The sequence below is a fragment of the Motilimonas sp. E26 genome, assembly GCF_021278025.1.
Lineage (GTDB): Bacteria > Pseudomonadota > Gammaproteobacteria > Enterobacterales > CBDFNC01 > Motilimonas.
The window spans coordinates 66,938-85,914 of sequence record NZ_JAIBHJ010000001.1; the positions used below are offsets into that span (position 1 = coordinate 66,938).

Below are 18,977 nucleotides of genomic sequence, written 5' to 3' on the forward strand. Positions count from 1 at the left end.
TCAGAGAAATTAAAATTTAATCTCTCTACGGCCTGTTTGTTGGTCTACCTGTGCTGGTTTATGTTCCGCCTTTGACTTACGTTTTGCCGATTTACCTTTAGTATTGTTCCGCCCTGTATTCACGGTTGATTTACTCGGTTTTGCCGACAAAGGCTCAGATTGCGTATCTGAGGGACGATCTGGGCTTTCGACATTAGGTGATTTTTTCGCGCCTACTTCCGAGACAGGCTCATCACACAGAACCAGATAAAACTCGCCATTAAATTGGATCACATCGCCGTCATAAACCTTGCAACGTTTACGTGTTTCAACATCCCCATTAACTGCCACATAGCCTTCTGTAATGGCCATTTTAGCTTCACCACCACCACTTACCGCATTGGCTATTTTTAGCACTTTATACAGTTCAATGGGCTGACAGGATACTTCAACACCTAGGGCTTCTATTTCGTACTCTTCTTCAGACACGTTGGTTTACTTATCTTAGTTAGCAAAAACCTAGTGTAACTGAAAATGGGCTGTCTTCGCTAGATTTACAGTTATGCCCAAGTTAGCCAAGATGCATGTTCAGCGAGAACCTTGTATCCACTCGTATTAGCCTTAAGCAACACTCTGGTTAGTAATTTAACACCGACTCGGCAACATCTAGAGTGTGAAGCCAACGTTCAGTAATCATTTGTCAGCGAGATATTGCTTAACTTTTTGACAAAGTAACGAAATTTCAGCGACCTCTGGACCATTAGTTTTATTCTCGCAATGGTGTATAACAAATGTTGCGGTGCGTAATACATCACGCCAACGTGGCTGTTTCGGCAAAGTTTGTAACAATAAATATTTATCTAAAGTGCGCGTTTGCGCTGACGACCGATCAAGATAAACACTCCAGATACGACTTTCCTCGGCTAAATTCACTTTACTTTTAGCAGTGCAATCTTGCCATAATGCCAAAGAATGATTCATTATTTGTACTAAGGTGGAACGGTATTCTAATTCCGCAAGTTGTTCATCACCTTGTTGAATAGTCGGCTGTAATTGGGCATTTTGTGTTTGATGTAAAACAATACTGATATCACCAAGATCAGCTTCTTTATTACTCATTACTCTAGATATAAAAGCCTGCGAGCGAATTTTTTTATTGTTGGCACTTGCTATATCAAGCTGCACTTCAAAACGCATGTGCTTTTTTACCCCCTTCGCAATGGCTTCAAGATCAGTTTGACTGATTAACGCCCCAATATCGCTACCTATCATTTGATTAGCAGAATAGCCCAGTAACCGCTGTGCAGCCTGATTAAAAAAGACAATCTGGTTGAATGGATTAACACTTAAGATTGCGTCTTCAACGGTTTCCAGCATTTGGGTCATCCGCGCTTGGCTGGTTTGCAGTGCTTGTTCAGTTTCAATCCTTCTGGCCACTTCTCGTTTGAGCATTTTGTTTTCTTGCGAAAACTGGCTTGCCTGCTTAACCTCTAATAAATTATGAACACGGGCCAATAGTTCGTCTTGCATAAACGGCTTCATCAGATAATCATTCGCGCCAGAATGGAAACCCGTCATAATATCTTTTACCCGTGTTTTAGCGGTTAGCATTAAAATGGGTAAGCTGGCCATATCTCTACTTTTACGTATTTCACTGGCCACAGTAAAACCGCTAATATGCGGAAGCATCACATCCAGAATAACTAAGTCCACTTCTTGCTGCTGAATAAAATCAATAGCTTGTTGACCGTCACTTAACAATTTACATTCATAGCCAGCAAAACTGAGGTGATTCTTTAATACCTGCAAGTTCATCCATTCGTCGTCAACCACTAAAATACGCTTACCGGGTTGGGTAAATTCATCATCTTGCTCTAAGGTCGTTTGCTCGCTATTGACCATTAAGTTGGCGTTATAAACAACGCTTGTTGCTGCCATCGGCATCACAGGATCACAATAGCTAAGACTGAAACTGAAACAGCTCCCTTTATCTATCTCGCTGTTGAGCCAAAGCTTACCTTGCATCAACTCAATCAGCTGTTTCGAAATCGCCAACCCTAAACCACTGCCGCCTTGGGTGCGGGTGAGGCTGCCATCAACTTGTTTAAAAGGCTCAAATATTTGACTTTGATCTTGCTTGGCAATTCCCATCCCAGTATCTTCAACGGATATGATCACTTGCTGCTGTTGTCGCCTAACGCTAACGGTAATAGCGCCTTCATCAGTATATTTGATTGCGTTAGTCACTAGGTTAAATAAAACTTGCTCAAGGCGAATAGGATCCGCTTCAACAAATAATATATCCTCAGGTAAACGCCCCAATAGTTTTAACGGCTTACCTGAAACCAAATGTTGCGACAACGCAAGAACACCATTTACGGTTGCGTTTACTTGCACTGCTGTCATGTTTACCCGTAAGCGGTTGTGCTTTACTTTATGAAAATCAAGTAAGTCGTCAACTAGATGTGCAAGCCGTCTAGCGCCATTTAAAGCCAAGGTAAGTTGCTGATGTTGCTGCTCGGAACAAGGCCCAGCAACCCCATTGAGCACCGATTCCGTGATCCCAATCACCCCCGTCAAAGGAGTTCGTAGTTCGTGAGAGGTATTAGTTAGGAATTCATCTTTAATTTTATCGGCTTGAATCAACGCAATATTTTGCTCATTGATTACCGCTACCTTTTCTTCTAACTGTAAATTGGTGTCATTAATAACATTAATCTGATTAGCAATAGCTTGCTGCATCTCGTCAAATCGACTAGCTAAACGGCCTATTTCATCAGTACGACCGCGACCAAGAATATGCCGGTCCCATTCCCCTTGCGTTACCGCTTCGGTCGCTCGCATCAATGAGTTCAAAGGTCGCGTCAATGAACGGGATAAGACATAAACAATTGCGATAATAATGGCAATTGATATACAGCCAATAAATACAATCAAATTACGAAAGCGGACACTGGTTGCTTGGATCTCACTATTGGCTTGTTCAGCAATGATCACCCAGTCATAGCCCATTAAATTCAAATTTGTAAAAGCAGCTAAAGTCGGCTTTCCTTCATAGTTATGAGTGGCTAAAGTACCTGTTGCTGAGCGTTTAGCTTGGTGTAACACTTCCAACCACATGGGTGTTTCACTCTGGTAAATAGCCATTAAATTTAATGCTGGGTCTTGCGATAATAAATCCGAAATGGGGTAACCCGCTTCATTAACCGTATAAGTTTCACCGGTTTCCCCTAGTCCTTGCCGACTCGCCATTATTTTATTCAAAGGCGAAGTGGGTAATACATATGCGATATAACCGGTAATACGTCCGTGATTATTTATAGGAATCAGTAAATAACTCACAATTTCTTGGTTGACTGGATCAAGAGAATAATCCTGAAACACCACTGGCTTAGTGGTTGTCACATCCGACTCTTTAGCCAGCCTTTCATCTAGCTTGCTAAAGGCCTTACCTAGAGGCGAATTACGGTGTCCTTGATCCCCTAGATTAGCGGTAAAATAGCCTGCTTTACGGGTGCTGTATACCACTTGCCCTTTTAGGTCGATTAGGATGATGTCAATAAAATCCGATACCGCTAAATATTCTTCAAAGCCTTCATGGAAACGATCATGAACATGCGCATAGCTGCCTACAGTCATGCCTAATTTAGAGGGAAGATCTTTAAAATCACCTTGCTTATTAAAAGTATCTTTCAGTAAGACAGCAGAGCGTTGTGCATCATCTGAAATAAGGTTAAAAGCATAAGAAAAACCATAAAACCGACTCATGGCATAACGCACAAAATCGGTATTACTGTAATGTAAAGCTTGCTGACGTAATCCCAACATATGCTGGTTTAAGGTGTTCTCCTTATTGAGGGCAATGGAATATAAAGTATCAGCTACTTGCTTTTCGTTGTTGTTCACAAATGAAACATGGAATATCACCGCGATCAGAGCCATTGGCGTGATTGAAAGCAGTAGAAATGCCATTCCTAATTTTGCCCGAAAGCTCATGTTTTTTATTTGTTTTAACAACGCCAGTGCTCTCCTGTGATTAGATGCTTAATCATTTCATTGATAGTGTCATTAGTTAAAGGGGGCGATAAAGCAATAATGTATTTGTCACTATCGAAGCATGATCCAGATCTCAGCTCATCAGTTTTTGAGCCATCATCTAAGCGACTGTATTAAATTGATATTCACTTATTATTTAGAATTTCTTACGTAATTTATCCTTTTTCAGGATTCAAGGTCATTCATTGTGTGATCTTGTTCGTGCTTTTATCACCCTAGCAATATGAATTAAAAACCTTTTTAAACAATAGGTTAATATCCGTATTTTACGTTATTGATGCTGTGTTGACGACTTTTTACATTGTTGTAACAAAATGTGAATGCTTGAATAGCGCTATCCAAATGCAACTGAGTCTATACCCAATCAACCTGGAGAGGCTCGATTTCAGCAAGATTTTACACGCATTTAGGCAAGGCATTGATTGCAGGTAATGGCTTTCCCCTTATCAAAATCAATCACGCAGCATAAACGCCTGTAAAACTTGCCCTTTGGGAGCGCCACCGCGTTTCCACTACGTTGTTACGCTAATTTAAAAGGTGCCTATATTCCTGCATTAGCGTGCCTAGTATTGAAAGCACGGTGGCGCTCTGAAACATGCATCTTCAAGTTGATTGGGTATAAGTGGTATCAGGGTGTATTGGTCAAGAAGATAAAGTGAAACTTACATCTTCAACCAGTAATTAATGAGACTATTTCAAGGAAGCTTACAAAATGAATAAATTGATGTTAAGTGCAACCATCAGTGCAATTTTAGCTGGCTCTCTCAGTATTTCTGCTACAGCTGCCGAACAAGACGATAAGGCGGTGCTCAATATCGCCCCCGTTCAAGTTACCTCTTGGGTACGAAACTTTAACCCTTACAATCAAACCACTATCTTACCCACCACTAACGAATATATTTATGAGCCTTTAGCTATTTATAATCCCATGCAAGGTGGAAAAATTCATTACCGGTTAGCCGAGAAGATTGAATTTGCCGATGATGCAAAATCGGTAGTGTTTACCTTACGTAAAGGCGTTAAATGGTCAGACGGGCAAGACTTTGATGCTAATGATGTCAAATTCAGCTTTGACATGGTTAAAGCAAATCCTGCGCTTGATACTCGAGCCATTTGGCAACGCATTAGCGCCGTTGAAGTGATTGATGAGCAACATGTCAAGTTCAGTTTCCCTGAGCCGGACAGTGGTGCGGCAATTGAAATCGTTCGTGTACCTGTGGTGGCTGAACATATTTGGCGTGAAGTTAAAGATCCAATTACCTTCACCAATGAAAACCCCGTTGGCACGGGGCCATTAACCGAAATTGAACGTTTCACGACTCGAGTTTATGTTCAATGCCGTAATCCGCACTATTGGGACAATTCAACCCTGCAAGTTGACTGCGTGCGATTGCCACAACTAGCGAATAATGATCAAGTACTAGCTGCCGCGCAAAAGGGTGAGTTAGACTGGTTTGGCTCATTTTTACCTGATATAGACAAAACCTATGTTTCTAAAGATGCTAGTAACCATAAATATTGGTTCCCAGCTGATTCGATGGTTGCCTTTAACTTAAACTTAGAAAGTAAAAACCCAGGTAACAAAAAAGCATTCAATGATGTCAACTTCCGCCGTGCGGTATCCATGTCGATGGATCGAAACAGCATGGTGAATATCGCTGGTTACGGATACCCAACCCTTAATGAATACCCATCTGGCCTTGGCGCTGGCTATCACTCTTGGAATAATGATGAAGTTGATAAGAAGTTTGGCCAGTATTCTCGCTATGATATGAAAGCCGCTAAGAAACTGTTAAAACAAGCAGGATACGAAGATAAAGACGGCGACGGCTATGTTGATAACCCAGATGGCTCTGCCATTGCCTTCTCTATCATAGTGCCTAATGGCTGGACAGATTGGGTTAATACCGTGCAGATTGCCGTTGACGGACTGCAAGAAATGGGCATTAATGCCAAAGTCGCAACGCCAGAGGCAGCGTCTTGGACTTCTGCGCTAATTGATGGCTCATATGACGCAGCCATTAACGCCTATTTTTCTGGTGTTACGCCCCACTTAATGTATAACACCGCTTTCCATAGCTCTCAGTTAGATAAAACCCGAATGAGCTCTACACGGTTTACCAACCCTGAGTTAGATGTCTTACTGGATAAATTCTACACCACGACAGACAAAGCCGCACAACAGCAGACAATGGACCAAATACAGATGATAGTGGCAGAAAATATGCCATTCATCCCTGTATTTAACAACCCAAGCTGGTACCAATATAACACCGAGCGCTTTGAGGGGTTCTTTAACGCTGATAACCCAGTGGCAAAACCTCAGCCACACCCTGGCACTCCTGAGCGTCTGTTGCACTTGCTGAGCCTTAAACCTAAATCTTAAGCTCGGTGATATCTAATCACTTTAATAGCCTTTAGCAAGCCGTTGTCAAATTAAGTAGTATTGGCAACGCCCCCCTTGCGCCAACTTCGTTAGACCATATTAAGGAGTCTGATATGGACTTTGTATTACGTCGTCTGGGGTTTTACCTCATTGCATTTTTCTTTGCGGCGACTTTTAACTTCTTTTTGCCTCGGCTAATGCCAGGTGATCCCATAACAGTGATGTTTTCATCACAAGGAAATCCACTCCCCGTAGAAAGCATTGCGGCACTAAAAGAAACCTTCGGTTTTGTCGATGGTCCCCTTTATGAGCAATATTTTATTTACTTAAAAAGTGTCGTGACATGGGACTTGGGTAGTTCAGTTAAATACTTTCCACAAACCGTTAATGAAGTGCTGGGACGCTCCATGGTGTGGACCCTATTTTTAGTTGGCACATCTACCCTGATTAGTTTTTTCATCGGATCCATATCAGGCATCATTGCAGCATGGAATCGAGGCGGTTGGCTCGACAGTATCCTTTCACCACTGTCCTTAGTGCTACAGTCTATTCCAGCAGTGGTCTTAGCGTTACTGTTCATGTTTGTGTTTGGTGTCGCCCTCAACTGGCTACCCTATTCCTATGCCTATGATATTGAGCTCGACCCCGCTTTTAGTTGGGAATACATTTCCAGTGTTATTAGCCATGCAACCATGCCGATCATTTCATTGGTTATTGTGCAAATCGGTGGCTACTTACTCACTATTCGCAATAACTTAATTAACTTATTGGGTGAAGATTACATCGTAATGGGCCGAGCCAAAGGTTTGAGCGAAACCCGCGTGATGTTTAACTACGGCGCTCGTAATGCACTTTTACCTTCTATTACCGCCTTTGCGATGACAGTGGGCGTCGTACTGGGGGGCTCACTCATTACTGAAGTGGTGTTTAACTATCCTGGCTTAGGCAATACCTTGTTTGAAGCTATCGTCTCCCGTGATTATCCCGTGATCCAAGGCCAGTTATTAATCATGACACTGGCGATGCTATCAGCGAATTTTGTCGCCGACATGGCTTATGTTTATCTTGACCCAAGATTGCGCCGTGATTAATCAGCGAAACGTCTAAATAGAAAGGAACGATTATGTCTGGATTTTTAAAGATGCTTGGACGCAATAAAAAAGTCAGCTTCGGCTTATTCATTGTGATCACATATTTGCTGATTGCTTTATCAGCCCCTTTACTCACTTCCCATGAACCCAACAAGCGCGTCGCTCGACCGCATCAAGCGCCTAATGCTGAGAATGTCATGGGCACGACTCGAATGGGTCGTGATGTCTACCATTTATTCATTCATGGAACTGCAACATCCCTCGCCGTTGGTTTTGGTGCCGGCTTGATTATTGTGATTATTGGTACTGCTCTAGGCGTCTCTGCCGGCTACTTTGGCGGCAAGTATGATGAAGTAGTGAGTTTATTGACCAATGTCGCCTTAGTGGTGCCGCAGCTGCCCCTGTTACTGGTGTTGGCAGCCTTTATTGGCGAAGCCAGTCCCATGACCATCGCGATTATTATTGGTTTTACCAGTTGGGCCTGGGGAGCAAGGGTCACCCGTTCGCAAACCTTAACCTTGCGCAATAAAGAGTTTATTCAAGCCAGTGAGTTAGCTTGTGAACCTTCATGGCGTATTATTTTTGTCGAGATTTTACCAAATTTAAGCTCAATCATTGGCTTAAATTTCTTAGGTTCAATTATTTACACCATCATCACAGAAGCCACTTTAGAGTTCTTAGGCTTAGGCGATCCCCTCGCGGTAAGTTGGGGCACCATGTTGTTTAATGCGCAAAACGCGTCAGCGATGACTGTCGGTGCGTGGTGGGAAGTATTAGTACCATGTGTCGCAATTGCCATACTTGGTATGGGCTTAGCGCTACTCAACTTTGGTATAGATGAAATTGCTAACCCAAGGTTACGAACCTTTAGTGGCATAAAGCGTTTTAATAAACGCGTCAAGCAACTAAAAGCAGCCAGCTTAAATACACCTAACAATGCTAAGCAATCTACTAATGGGGTGATTTATGACAACTAGTCAAAGCCTATCTCAAGCAACTGAACAGCCGACACTAGTAATTAAAAACTTATGTGTTGACTACTTATTGGATGAGAGTGAATTCCGGGCGGTGGACAATGTTAGCTTTAACATTAATAAGGGTGAAATCTTTGGTTTAGCCGGTGAAAGTGGTTGTGGCAAAAGTACCATCGCCTTCGCCATTAGTCAGTTACTGCGCCCACCCGCATATATCTCAGGTGGAGAGATATTACTCAATGGCGATAACACCTTAACCATGGATAAAAAAACCATTGCCAAAACACGCTGGTCAAAAGTCAGCATGGTATTTCAAAGTGCCATGAACAGCTTGAATCCAGTATTAACCATCGAAGAACAATTTCGTGACATGTTCTATCGCCATAAAGGCTATGACGAGACTGAGTCGGCAAAGCGGGCGGGACAATTGTTGGAGCTGGTTGGGATCAACCCGAACCGTTTGAAGGACTATCCCCATCAATTTTCTGGCGGCATGCGACAGCGAATAGTGATCGCAATTGGGCTCGCCCTTAATCCTGATTTATTGATCATGGATGAGCCCACCACTGCCCTTGATGTTGTTGTCCAACGCGAGATCCTGTTACAAATTCATGCGTTGAGAAAAGAGTTTGGCTTTTCAGTATTGTTTATTACTCACGATCTTAGCTTAATGACGCAACTGTGCGATCGCATCGGCGTCATGTTAAAGGGAGAACTGGTTGAAGTTGGCAAGGCCAAGGATATTTTGCACCGACCACAGCATCCTTACACACAAAAACTTTGGCAATCTATTCCTGCCGCTTTTGAGCAAAACATCGCCGAGCAACGCGCAACAAACACTAGGGAGGTATTCGCATGACCTTATTAAACCCACCATCAAGTGATATTTTAGTCACAGTTAAGAACATGACTAAAACCTTTAACACGGGAAAAGGCTTGCATAAAAGGCAGGTTCACGCGCTACGTAATGTTAGCTTTGAACTGAAAAAAGGCCGAGCACTAGCATTGGTAGGTGAAAGTGGATCTGGTAAAAGTACTGTGGCACGGCTACTGACTCGCATGCACCTTCATAACAGCGGCGAGGTGTTGTACCGAGGCCAAGATATTAATGAATTTAATACTCATCGAGAGCTAGCCCAGTACCGAAAGAACATCCAAATGATCTTTCAAGACCCTTATGGCTCACTTAACCCTGCCCATACTATTTATCACCACCTAGCGCGCCCTTTATTTACCCATGGCCACGTGAAGACTAAAATTCAAGCAATTGAAAAAGTTAATGATTTACTGCGTTTGGTTGAACTAGATCCCGAAGCAACCGCCAGTAAATATCCTCATCAACTATCAGGCGGGCAACGCCAGCGTGTTTCTATTGCCCGTACCGTTGCAATTGGCGCTGAAATTATTTTAGCCGATGAACCAACCAGTATGCTCGATGTGTCCATCCGTTTGGATATCTTAAAGCTCTTGAATAAGATGAAAAATGAGCAAGACATGACGTTTCTATACATCACGCACGACATAGCAACAGCAAGGTACTTTGCCGAAGACATCGCAATTATGTATCAAGGACAGATTGTCGAATGGGGCAATACGAGCAGTGTTATTGACAATCCACAACACCCCTACACACAGTTGTTGCTTTCTGCGGTGCCCAACCCACACATTAGTTTTACTGAAGCGGCTATCGAAGGCAGTGAATTACTTGAACAAGCCAATACTATTAGGGAAAAGAGTATGGCGCCAATTGTAGAGACAGTTGAATACAACAGTCAGCATTTTTACGCGCAACACGATTAACTAATTAACCCGAGTTTTGGATAAGCGAAACTGAGGTTAATTAAACTCAAAAAAAAACCGATACAGCCAAGCTGTATCGGTTTTTTTGTCAGTCTTGAACTGTTAATTCATCACAGTATCGCTAATCACAGGCTCAAGTGATAAGACATGTAATAAACGCTCAGGTATATCAGGGTGGATAACCGGAATACCACCTGGGTTCTCTTCGTTAAACCAGCCTTTGAAATTCACATCGTCATATTGATAGTTAAAATTTGAACTAATCACTGGGACAGTAATTTGCTGTGAGCCAATACGCTCTTCAATTCGATGCATAATGTTTAAGCGAACTTCTTCATCATTGGTACGGTTAAAACCATCAATCAGTTTATCTAGCATTGCGTCGGCATAGTGGTGACCAGCAAAGCGGTTTTTATCAAATTGTGAAGAATGGAAGCCTGAATGATAATACAAATGAGGTGTCGCACCGGCAAAATAGTTAGTAAATTGCGCGTCATAATTACCTGATTTGACTTGGTCAACTAACTGACCAAACTCTGGTGTGGCGATCATGGCGTTAATACCTAACGCCTTTAAACCTTCTATGGCAATTTCAACGGTTTTAATATGATCTGACCAGCCATTAGGTACCAAAATCTCAAAACTAAATTGGCTACCATCTGGGTTATCTAACCAACCATCGTTATCGATGTCTTTAAAGCCGACATCCCGTAATAATTTAGCGGCATAAGCTTTGTTGTAGGTATTGAACTTGCCATACTTCTGCCTGACTAAGGGATCTGACCAGCTTTTAAATTGATCGCCAAGACCACTTGGATAATTATTCTCAACCCAATAACCCGAGCCAGCTTCTTCCACCATACGTTTTCTATCCATCGCCATTGAAAACGCACGGCGGAAACTCAAATTATTGAACGCTTTTCGGTTATTCTCATTAGGTGATTTGAAATTCATCACAAATGATGCAGAGCCAGCCGCGGGGAACCAATAACGAGTACTTGAATTTTTACTAAGTAATACTTCTTCAATATTAGGGATAAAGGAAGATGTCCAGTCTAAGCGCCCTTTAATAGCTGCGGCTAACAGCTCTTCGTTGCTAGTGATGATTGGACTTTGTAAGCAATCAATTTTCAACTTTTCATTCTGATAGTAATGTGGGTTACGGCATTGAATATAAACTTGCCATGAAAACATCGGTACCTGAGTAAATGGACCTGTGCCTACGGGATTAGGGTTAGTGAAGTTAGGAATATCCTTAACCATAGAAAAAATGTGCTTAGGTACGATTGGTGCCCTTACAATACGTGTTGCGATCCCCGTATCGACTTTATTGAGCTGAATACTCACAGTGTAAGCGTTTTCTTTAACTATGCTATCGATATCATCGGCCAAGCCTCTTACGTCAAGAGCCCCTCCTCTAGCGGCTAAGCGCAAAGAGTAGACAACATCGTCCGCAGTAAAGGCAGTGCCGTCCGACCATTTCACGTCTTTTCTTAAGTCAAATGTCAGGGTTTTCAGATCGCTAGAAAAACGATGGTCGATGGCAAGGCGATAAACAGGTTTCCCACCTTGAAGTTCATTAAAAACAATCAAAGGTTCGTAAATAAACTGCATCGTCGTGGGCAAGCGATGAGCTGAGTTGAAGGGGTTAAAATTACGCTCCCAGCTTTGTCTAAATTCAGAAACGATAGTCAGAGAAACATTTTTAGCGGCTGCAATGGTTGGGGTCATTGCCATCGCAAGCCCAAACCCTAGCGCACACCCTATACGAGATGCAATTTTAAGCATTAATTGTCCTTGTAAACACGAGTAATAAACTAATCAGCCATCTTAAGTTAGTGACAGCAATCACATTTGCTGTTTAAATGACATTTTTATCTTATTCATTTTATCTACAGAAAAGTAAATGTAAATCAATAACTTTCAGGTAGAGCTCACAAAAAAGCGTTCTGCCGATGCTCGGCAACATTTGTTAACAAAGTGTTATCAGTAAAAAAACCTAATTCCCCAACATTAGCCATTGATTTATTGAACGTTTCTATCTATTCATTTCACCTATCAGCAATAACTGCCACCGTCCCTCGATGCTACTTTTACCTTCTTAGTAGTATAAAACACACAGTTTTTTAGCCGCTTAAATTGGCCTATTTCTTATACAAGAACTAAGCTAAACACTGAAATAACAGTCAAAAGTCGTTCATTTATCACACAATAATGGATTTCTACGACTAATGTTCATGTTTTAAAATTGTTGCTAATTTGTTAAATATAATAATGTGCGTAACAGCCTGTATTTTAAGTTCCATGGCGTTATTGATAACAATACCCCGACTTGAAAGGAATAGATAATGAATAGAACCAAAATTGCCCTATCACTCACTGCCGCATTGGCATTTATCCCAATGGTTTCGTCTGCTGGCACGTTAGAGAACGTGATCAAGAAAGGCGAGCTAAACTGCGGCGTGTCTACTGGTATCCCCGGTTTCTCTGCCACCAACTCTAAAGGGGTGTGGGAAGGCATTGACGTTGATTTTTGTAAAGCCATTGCAAGTGCAGTGTTAGGCAATGCGGATAAAGTTAAATACATCCCCCTAACTGCCAAAGAACGATTTACTGCATTACAAAGCGGTGAAATTGATGTGTTAGTCCGCTCATCAACTTGGACATCAAGTCGTGATACCTCCCTTGGCCTTAATTTCGCTGGGGTCAACTACTATGACGGCCAAGGCTTTCTGATCAACAAAAAACTGGGTATTTCGTCAGCCAAAGAGCTTGATGGCGCAACCTTCTGTATACAAGCGGGCACGACCACTGAATTGAACTTAACGGATTATTTCAAATCTCAAAAAATGGAATACAAAGCGGTCACTTATGACACCTCAGGCCAAACCATTGACGGCTTTAAGAAAGGCCGTTGCGATGCCGTCACCTCAGACGCTTCCCAGCTTTATGGTTTAAGACTAAAAATGGACGATCCAAACTCAGTGATGGTACTGCCAGAGATTATTTCTAAAGAGCCCCTAGGGCCAGTCGTTCGTCAAGGGGATGATGATTGGTTTAATATTGTGCGTTGGACTCTATTTGCCGCGTTAGAAGCCGAAGAGCTAGGTATTACAACCGCGAATGTTGATGCACAAATGAAATCAGATAACCCAAGTGTTAAGCGTTTACTGGGTACCTCTGGTGACGCAGGAGCAAGCTTAGGCCTTGATGCTAAATGGGCTTATACCATGATTAAACAAGTGGGCAATTATGGTGAAATGTTTGATCGCAATGTCGGCAAAGACTCGCCGCTAAACATTGACCGTGGTTTAAATAAACTGTGGAATCAAGGTGGCTTAATGTACCCAATGCCAATTAGATAACCCACCGCAATAAGAAGTATCGGGGGGCTTGCCCCCCTTAGATAGGGAATGGATATGAGTAATCCCCCAAGTGCCCCCACAAACTCAGTGAGTTTTTTTAACAACCCAAAAAACCGTGCAATCATTTTCCAAGTTTTTGCGCTTGGATTAGTGGTTTTTTTAGCTTATTACTTTGCTAATAACATGTTTGCCAACATTGAAGCGCGTGGCATCGAGACCGGCTTTTCATTTTTAGACCAAGTAGCTGGCTTCGGTATTAGTCAAACCTTAGTTGAATATGATGATGGCTCATCTACCTACTCACGCGTTTTTCTCGTCGGTATATTAAATACCTTACTTGTCTCTGGCATCGCCATATTTTTTACAACCATTCTCGGTTTGCTGATCGGGATAGGCCGCTTATCAAGTAATTTTTTGATTGCTAAGTTATCGATGGTTTATGTAGAAACCTTCCGTAACATACCCATCTTATTACAAATACTATTTTGGTATAACGTTGTACTGGCGGCACTGCCAAGCCCACGACAAAGTTTATCTTACTTCGGCGAGTACTTTTTAAATAACCGCGGTTTTCTTATGCCAAAACCTATTTTGGAAGATAACAGCGGATATATATTAGCAGCCTTCATCATTGCCTGTATCGGCGTCTACTTCCTAGCAAGGTGGGCCATTAAGCGCCATGATGACACAGGTGAAGAGTTTCCTATTTTTAGCGTTGGCGGTGCAATTATTATTTTGGCTCCAGTGTTAGTGTATTTCATTGCTGGCCAGCCTATTTCAAGTGAAGTCCCCGAATTAAAAGGATTCAACTTTAAAGGTGGTTGGGTCATTATTCCTGAGTTACTGGCGCTGGCTTTTGCCTTGAGTATTTACACTGCGACCTACATTGCCGAAGCCGTTAGAGCGGGCATCGAGTCGGTTCCGAAAGGGCAAAAAGAAGCCGCCAATTCTCTTGGCTTGAAAGAACATGTCATTTTGAGAAAGGTCATTTTACCGCAAGCACTTCGGGTGATCATTCCGCCCGTAATCAACCAATATTTAAATTTGGTAAAAAACTCTTCACTTGCCACCGCCATTGGCTACCCAGAAATTGTGACCCTATTTTCGGGAACCACCTTAAACCAAGTGGGCCAAGCGATTGAGATCATCTTAATGACCATGGCGGTATATCTCCTTTTTAGCATCGTCATTTCGCTATTGCTGAACTGGGTAAATGCAAAAATGGAAATTAAGGGGCGATAACATGGCTATTTATGATATTAAAGAGGCGAAGCCCGCGCCGATTAATAACCGAGGCATTATTTTTTGGCTCAGAAAAAACTTGTTTTCTGATATTAAAAATTCATTATTATCAGTATTTTGTATTTACTTCCTCTACCTCACCGTTCCTCCGGCATTAGACTGGCTATTTTTCAGTGCGACTTGGTCTGGCAGCCAAGAAGATATAGTGAATGATGGCGCACGTTGGATTTTCATCATTGAAAAATTTGACCAATTCATTTACGGCTTTTATCCAGAAGCACTACATTGGCGACCACTATTTGTTGCTGCGCTAACAGTGGCATTTATTGCCAGTGTTAAGCTTTTGAAAAATATAAAATTAAAAATTATTATTATCTTACTCTACCCGTTTGTATCCATAGTGTTTATTCATGGCGGCTTATTTGGCCTAGAAACCGTTGAGACCAACAAATGGGGTGGCTTAATGCTAACGGTGATTGTTGCGGCAGTTGGGATAATCGCGTCATTCCCAATTGGTATTTTACTTGCCCTTGGCCGCCAATCAGATATGCCTATCGTTAAAACACTGTGTGTGGGTTTTATTGAGTTTGTCCGGGGCGTTCCACTGATCACCATATTATTTATGGCTTCTGTGGTTTTACCTTTGTTTTTTCATGACGGTATTGATTTTGACAAACTACTCAGGGCGTTGATTGGTATTACCTTATTCCAAGCAGCCTATATTGCCGAAGTGGTGCGTGGAGGCTTACAAGCTATTCCTAAGGGGCAGTATGAAGCCAGTGAGTCATTGGGTTTGAGCTACTGGCAAGGAATGATTTTAATCATTTTGCCGCAAGCATTAAAAATCTCGATCCCAAATTTAGTGGGCTCATTCATCTCTTTATTTAAAGATACGACCCTAGTGCTGATCATTGGCTTATTCGACATATTAGCCATGGTGACCCTAACCAATAGTGACTCTAATTGGCTCGGTTATGAAGTTGAAGGTTATGTCTTTGTCACCTTCATCTACTGGGTATTCTGCTTCTCAATGTCTCAATATTCTAAATCTGTCGAAAGACGCTTTAATACAGAACTTAAATAGGTAACGCCATGTCGACAAATGAATTTATGATCAGAATGGAAAATGTTAACAAGTGGTACGGTGATTTTCACGTACTCAAAGATGTTAACCTTAATGTTAAAAAAGGCGAGAAGGTCGTTATCTGTGGCCCTTCGGGATCCGGTAAATCCACCACTATTCGCTGCTTAAACCACTTAGAAAAGTTTCAACAAGGTAAAATTTTTATTGGTGAAACAGAGCTAATTGAAGATGTGAAAATTGTCCGCCATATTCGCTCAAAAGTGGGTATGGTGTTCCAACATTTCAACTTGTTCCCACATTTATCCGTACTTGAAAACCTGGTCATTGCGCCAACTTGGGTACATAAAAAGCCACGTAAGGAAGCCATAGAAACCGCGATGTATTACTTAGACCGAGTGAAAATTTCGGATCAAGCGAATAAGTACCCCAATCAGTTATCTGGTGGTCAGCAGCAGCGCGTGGCAGTGGCTCGTTGTTTATGCTTTAACCCAGAAATAATGTTGTTTGACGAGCCCACCTCAGCATTAGACCCTGAAATGGTGTCGGAAGTATTAGATGTGATGGTAGAGTTAGCCGATGAAGGGATTACGATGATTTGTGTCACCCACGAGATGGGTTTTGCTAAAAAGGTTGCTGACCGAGTCATTTTTATGGACGGTGGACAAATCATTGAAGAAAACGAACCTCATACCTTCTTTGAACAGCCCGAGTCGGATCGTTTAAAGCTGTTTCTTGATCAAATTTTATCTCACTAACGCTACTTTGGCTGTGTTCAATGCACAGCCATTTCCAATCCAATAATCAAACTCTCTGGCATTTCATTGCCTTAGGCAGTAATCTAAAAATTTCCACAAATTAGGATTAAGGTTATGAAACTTTATGGCAGCTTCACCTCGCCTTATGTACGCCACTGCCGCATTGTGTTAGCGCAAACAGGTCTTGAGTGTGAATTTATTGAAACCGATGCGGTGGCCAGCGCCGAGCTTTCACCTACCAAAAAAGTCCCCTTTTTAATTGATGGCAATCTCACCCTAACGGACTCGGTGGTGATCTTAAAGTACCTGAGAGAAAAAGCAGGCCAAACTTTTTTTCCTGACATGATGGATTTTGAGCGCTTTGCGATGGTTAATACGGTAATGGACGCAACCGTGAATATCTTCTTTTTGGAAAAGCAGGATAATATCCAAGTTAACGACAGTCAGTATTTACAGCGCCAACAAGGACGTGTTGAAAGTGGCTTAGCCTGCCTCAACCAAACCGTAGTAACAAACAAATTGCCCCTATCAGATGGACAGCTACGCCTAGCATGCTTCTTAGATTGGGGAGTATATCGCCAACGGATTAATTTAGCCCCATACCCGGCTCTAGCTGAATTATTAACACTAGCAAACACAGATCCCCTATTTACTGCAACAGCCCCGCCAGAAAATCCTTAATCGATACCCTATCAACTTGAAAGTGCATCTTGAGGTCAAGCATTTCTAGATTGGGTATAGTTTGGCGGCTAACGCCGCCATTTTGCCAGCGTGGTTATACTTTTCTCGGAAATACTTTTACTGCCAAAGTCACAACGGTGTAAACCATGGCACCTGCAATCACGCCAACTAAGCCATTAATTATCATGGGTAGAATAGATGGAAGAACGGGCACATTCACAATCGCGCCCAATACTGGGTCTATTAGATGATGAAACACGCTGATGCTATGTGTAACTATGCCACCACCGACTAAAAACATGGCAATGGTGCCGACAAATGCGAGCACTCTCATTAAATAGGGGGCAAACTTAACTAAAGCGGTGCCAAGCCGATTTAATAGTCGCCCTGATGGGTATTTTGCAGCCCAATAAAGGCCTAAATCATCCATTTTAACGATTGCGGCAACTAACCCGTATACACCAACAGTCATGACAAAAGCAATCAAGCTGACGACCATAGCTTGATTCATCATGGCTTGATGCTGTACCGTGCCCAAAGCAATAACGATAATTTCGGCGGAGAGAATAAAGTCAGTGCGGATAGCGCCCTTTATCTTTTTTGCTTCAAAAGCCACGATATCAACAGCCGGTTCAACCTCTGCTTCAATTGCTGCTTTAGGCTTGGAATGAAAGACTTTCTCAAAGCCTTCAAAACACAAGAACAAGCCTCCAATTAACAGCATCGGGGTGATCAACCAAGGCGCAATCACACTAATTAAGAGCGCGGCAGGCACTAAGATCAGTTTGTTACGCAAAGAGCCTTTCGCCACCGCCCAGATCACTGGCAACTCTCTGTCGGCATTAACACCCGATACTTGTTGTGCGTTAAGGGCTAAATCATCACCTAATACGCCCGCCGTTTTCTTCGCTGCTACCTTGGTCATTAATGCAACGTCATCTAACACTGCTGCAATATCATCCAATAAGGTTAATAAACTTGCCCCTGCCACTTCGACTCCTTAATTAAACATCAAGCCAATGCAGACTTGCTTTCGGCTTTATCTGGCTATGATATACTGCATTTTCCATTATTGGGACGTATATTATGCCTTTAACAACAAGCTTTACACTTTCAAAACAGTATCTTGAAGAGTGCTTCGATGAGTCACTTCCCTTCAGCAAACATGCTAAACCTCGATACGTATTTATCGTATCGCTATTGTTAAGCGGCCTTTGCCTGCTTATTTTCACCAATCAGCATACCGTTGCAGGAAGTATCTTGCTAGGCTTAGGCGTGCTTGAAACCATTAGCTTTATTTATCGCCGCGCTTGGTGGTTAACAAGACAAATGTGGAGCCGCAGCGCCAATAGCGAAGTCACCATTGTGTTAGATGAGCAAGGGTTCTCCAGTAAAAACCCCTATACTGAGACAACATTATTGTGGCAGGACATCAAAAAACACATAGATACAGAGCGGGGAGTCATTTTAGTCGCAAATAATGGCGGCCAAAGCTACATTTCAAAATCCGTGTTAACCGATGAGATGATCGCCTTGATTAAAGAGCGCTGTTACTAACAATCAC

Annotated in this window: 15 protein-coding genes; 11 read left to right on the forward strand and 4 right to left on the reverse strand. The window is 42.3% G+C overall.

Annotated features, from left to right (window positions below):
• Positions 1–9: 9 nt before the first annotated feature.
• Positions 10–468, reverse strand: coding sequence for an RNA-binding S4 domain-containing protein (locus tag K1M91_RS00350; RefSeq protein ID WP_232799566.1), 459 nt, complete (start codon positions 466–468; stop codon positions 10–12).
• 204 nt (positions 469–672) lie between these two features.
• Entirely contained in the window at positions 673–3,951 is a 3,279-nt protein-coding gene (locus K1M91_RS00355; protein ID WP_232799567.1) for an ATP-binding protein, read from the reverse strand.
• A gap of 796 nt (positions 3,952–4,747) precedes the next feature.
• Between K1M91_RS00355 and K1M91_RS00360 the strand changes: the two genes are divergently transcribed.
• From K1M91_RS00360 to K1M91_RS00380, 5 genes are all read left to right on the forward strand, one after another.
• Positions 4,748–6,421 (forward strand): ABC transporter substrate-binding protein, encoded by a 1,674-nt coding sequence (locus K1M91_RS00360; protein WP_232799568.1) that lies wholly within the window; start codon positions 4,748–4,750, stop codon positions 6,419–6,421.
• 113 nt (positions 6,422–6,534) lie between these two features.
• Complete coding sequence (locus tag K1M91_RS00365; RefSeq protein ID WP_232799569.1) at positions 6,535–7,512, forward strand: ABC transporter permease; 978 nt, start codon at positions 6,535–6,537, stop codon at positions 7,510–7,512.
• Between the two features lie 32 nt (positions 7,513–7,544).
• Positions 7,545–8,489 carry an ABC transporter permease gene (locus K1M91_RS00370; RefSeq protein WP_232799570.1) on the forward strand — a complete coding sequence of 315 codons (945 nt, stop codon included), beginning with the start codon at positions 7,545–7,547 and terminating at the stop codon, positions 8,487–8,489.
• Complete coding sequence (locus K1M91_RS00375) at positions 8,479–9,345, forward strand: ABC transporter ATP-binding protein (RefSeq protein ID WP_232799571.1); 867 nt, start codon at positions 8,479–8,481, stop codon at positions 9,343–9,345. The genes K1M91_RS00370 and K1M91_RS00375 overlap by 11 nt, the downstream gene beginning before the upstream one ends.
• Positions 9,342–10,286, forward strand: coding sequence for an ATP-binding cassette domain-containing protein (locus K1M91_RS00380; RefSeq protein ID WP_232799572.1), 945 nt, complete (start codon positions 9,342–9,344; stop codon positions 10,284–10,286). The genes K1M91_RS00375 and K1M91_RS00380 overlap by 4 nt, the downstream gene beginning before the upstream one ends.
• Before the next feature lie 102 nt (positions 10,287–10,388).
• Here the strand turns inward: K1M91_RS00380 and K1M91_RS00385 are convergent, their stop codons facing one another.
• The gene (locus K1M91_RS00385; RefSeq protein ID WP_232799573.1) at positions 10,389–12,074 is read right to left on the reverse strand and encodes an ABC transporter substrate-binding protein; all 1,686 of its coding nucleotides are present in this window, start codon (positions 12,072–12,074) and stop codon (positions 10,389–10,391) included.
• Positions 12,075–12,634: 560 nt separating this feature from the next.
• Between K1M91_RS00385 and K1M91_RS00390 the strand changes: the two genes are divergently transcribed.
• From K1M91_RS00390 to K1M91_RS00410, 5 genes are all read left to right on the forward strand, one after another.
• On the forward strand, positions 12,635–13,651 hold the full coding sequence (locus K1M91_RS00390; RefSeq protein WP_232799574.1) for an amino acid ABC transporter substrate-binding protein: 1,017 nt from the start codon (positions 12,635–12,637) through the stop codon (positions 13,649–13,651).
• A gap of 54 nt (positions 13,652–13,705) precedes the next feature.
• Positions 13,706–14,893, forward strand: a complete 1,188-nt coding sequence (locus K1M91_RS00395; RefSeq protein WP_232799575.1) for an amino acid ABC transporter permease — start codon at positions 13,706–13,708, stop codon at positions 14,891–14,893.
• Position 14,894: 1 nt separating this feature from the next.
• On the forward strand, positions 14,895–15,977 hold the full coding sequence (locus tag K1M91_RS00400; RefSeq protein WP_232799576.1) for an amino acid ABC transporter permease: 1,083 nt from the start codon (positions 14,895–14,897) through the stop codon (positions 15,975–15,977).
• Positions 15,978–15,985: 8 nt separating this feature from the next.
• The gene (locus K1M91_RS00405; protein ID WP_345790246.1) at positions 15,986–16,732 is read left to right on the forward strand and encodes an amino acid ABC transporter ATP-binding protein; all 747 of its coding nucleotides are present in this window, start codon (positions 15,986–15,988) and stop codon (positions 16,730–16,732) included.
• A gap of 114 nt (positions 16,733–16,846) precedes the next feature.
• On the forward strand, positions 16,847–17,413 hold the full coding sequence (locus K1M91_RS00410) for a glutathione S-transferase family protein (protein ID WP_232799577.1): 567 nt from the start codon (positions 16,847–16,849) through the stop codon (positions 17,411–17,413).
• A 94-nt stretch (positions 17,414–17,507) separates the two neighbouring features.
• Here the strand turns inward: K1M91_RS00410 and K1M91_RS00415 are convergent, their stop codons facing one another.
• On the reverse strand, positions 17,508–18,404 hold the full coding sequence (locus K1M91_RS00415) for a DUF808 domain-containing protein (protein WP_232799578.1): 897 nt from the start codon (positions 18,402–18,404) through the stop codon (positions 17,508–17,510).
• A 95-nt stretch (positions 18,405–18,499) separates the two neighbouring features.
• Here K1M91_RS00415 and K1M91_RS00420 point away from each other — a divergent pair, with 95 nt between their 5' ends.
• Positions 18,500–18,970 (forward strand): YcxB family protein, encoded by a 471-nt coding sequence (locus tag K1M91_RS00420; RefSeq protein WP_232799579.1) that lies wholly within the window; start codon positions 18,500–18,502, stop codon positions 18,968–18,970.
• The last annotated feature ends 7 nt before the right edge of the window (positions 18,971–18,977 follow it).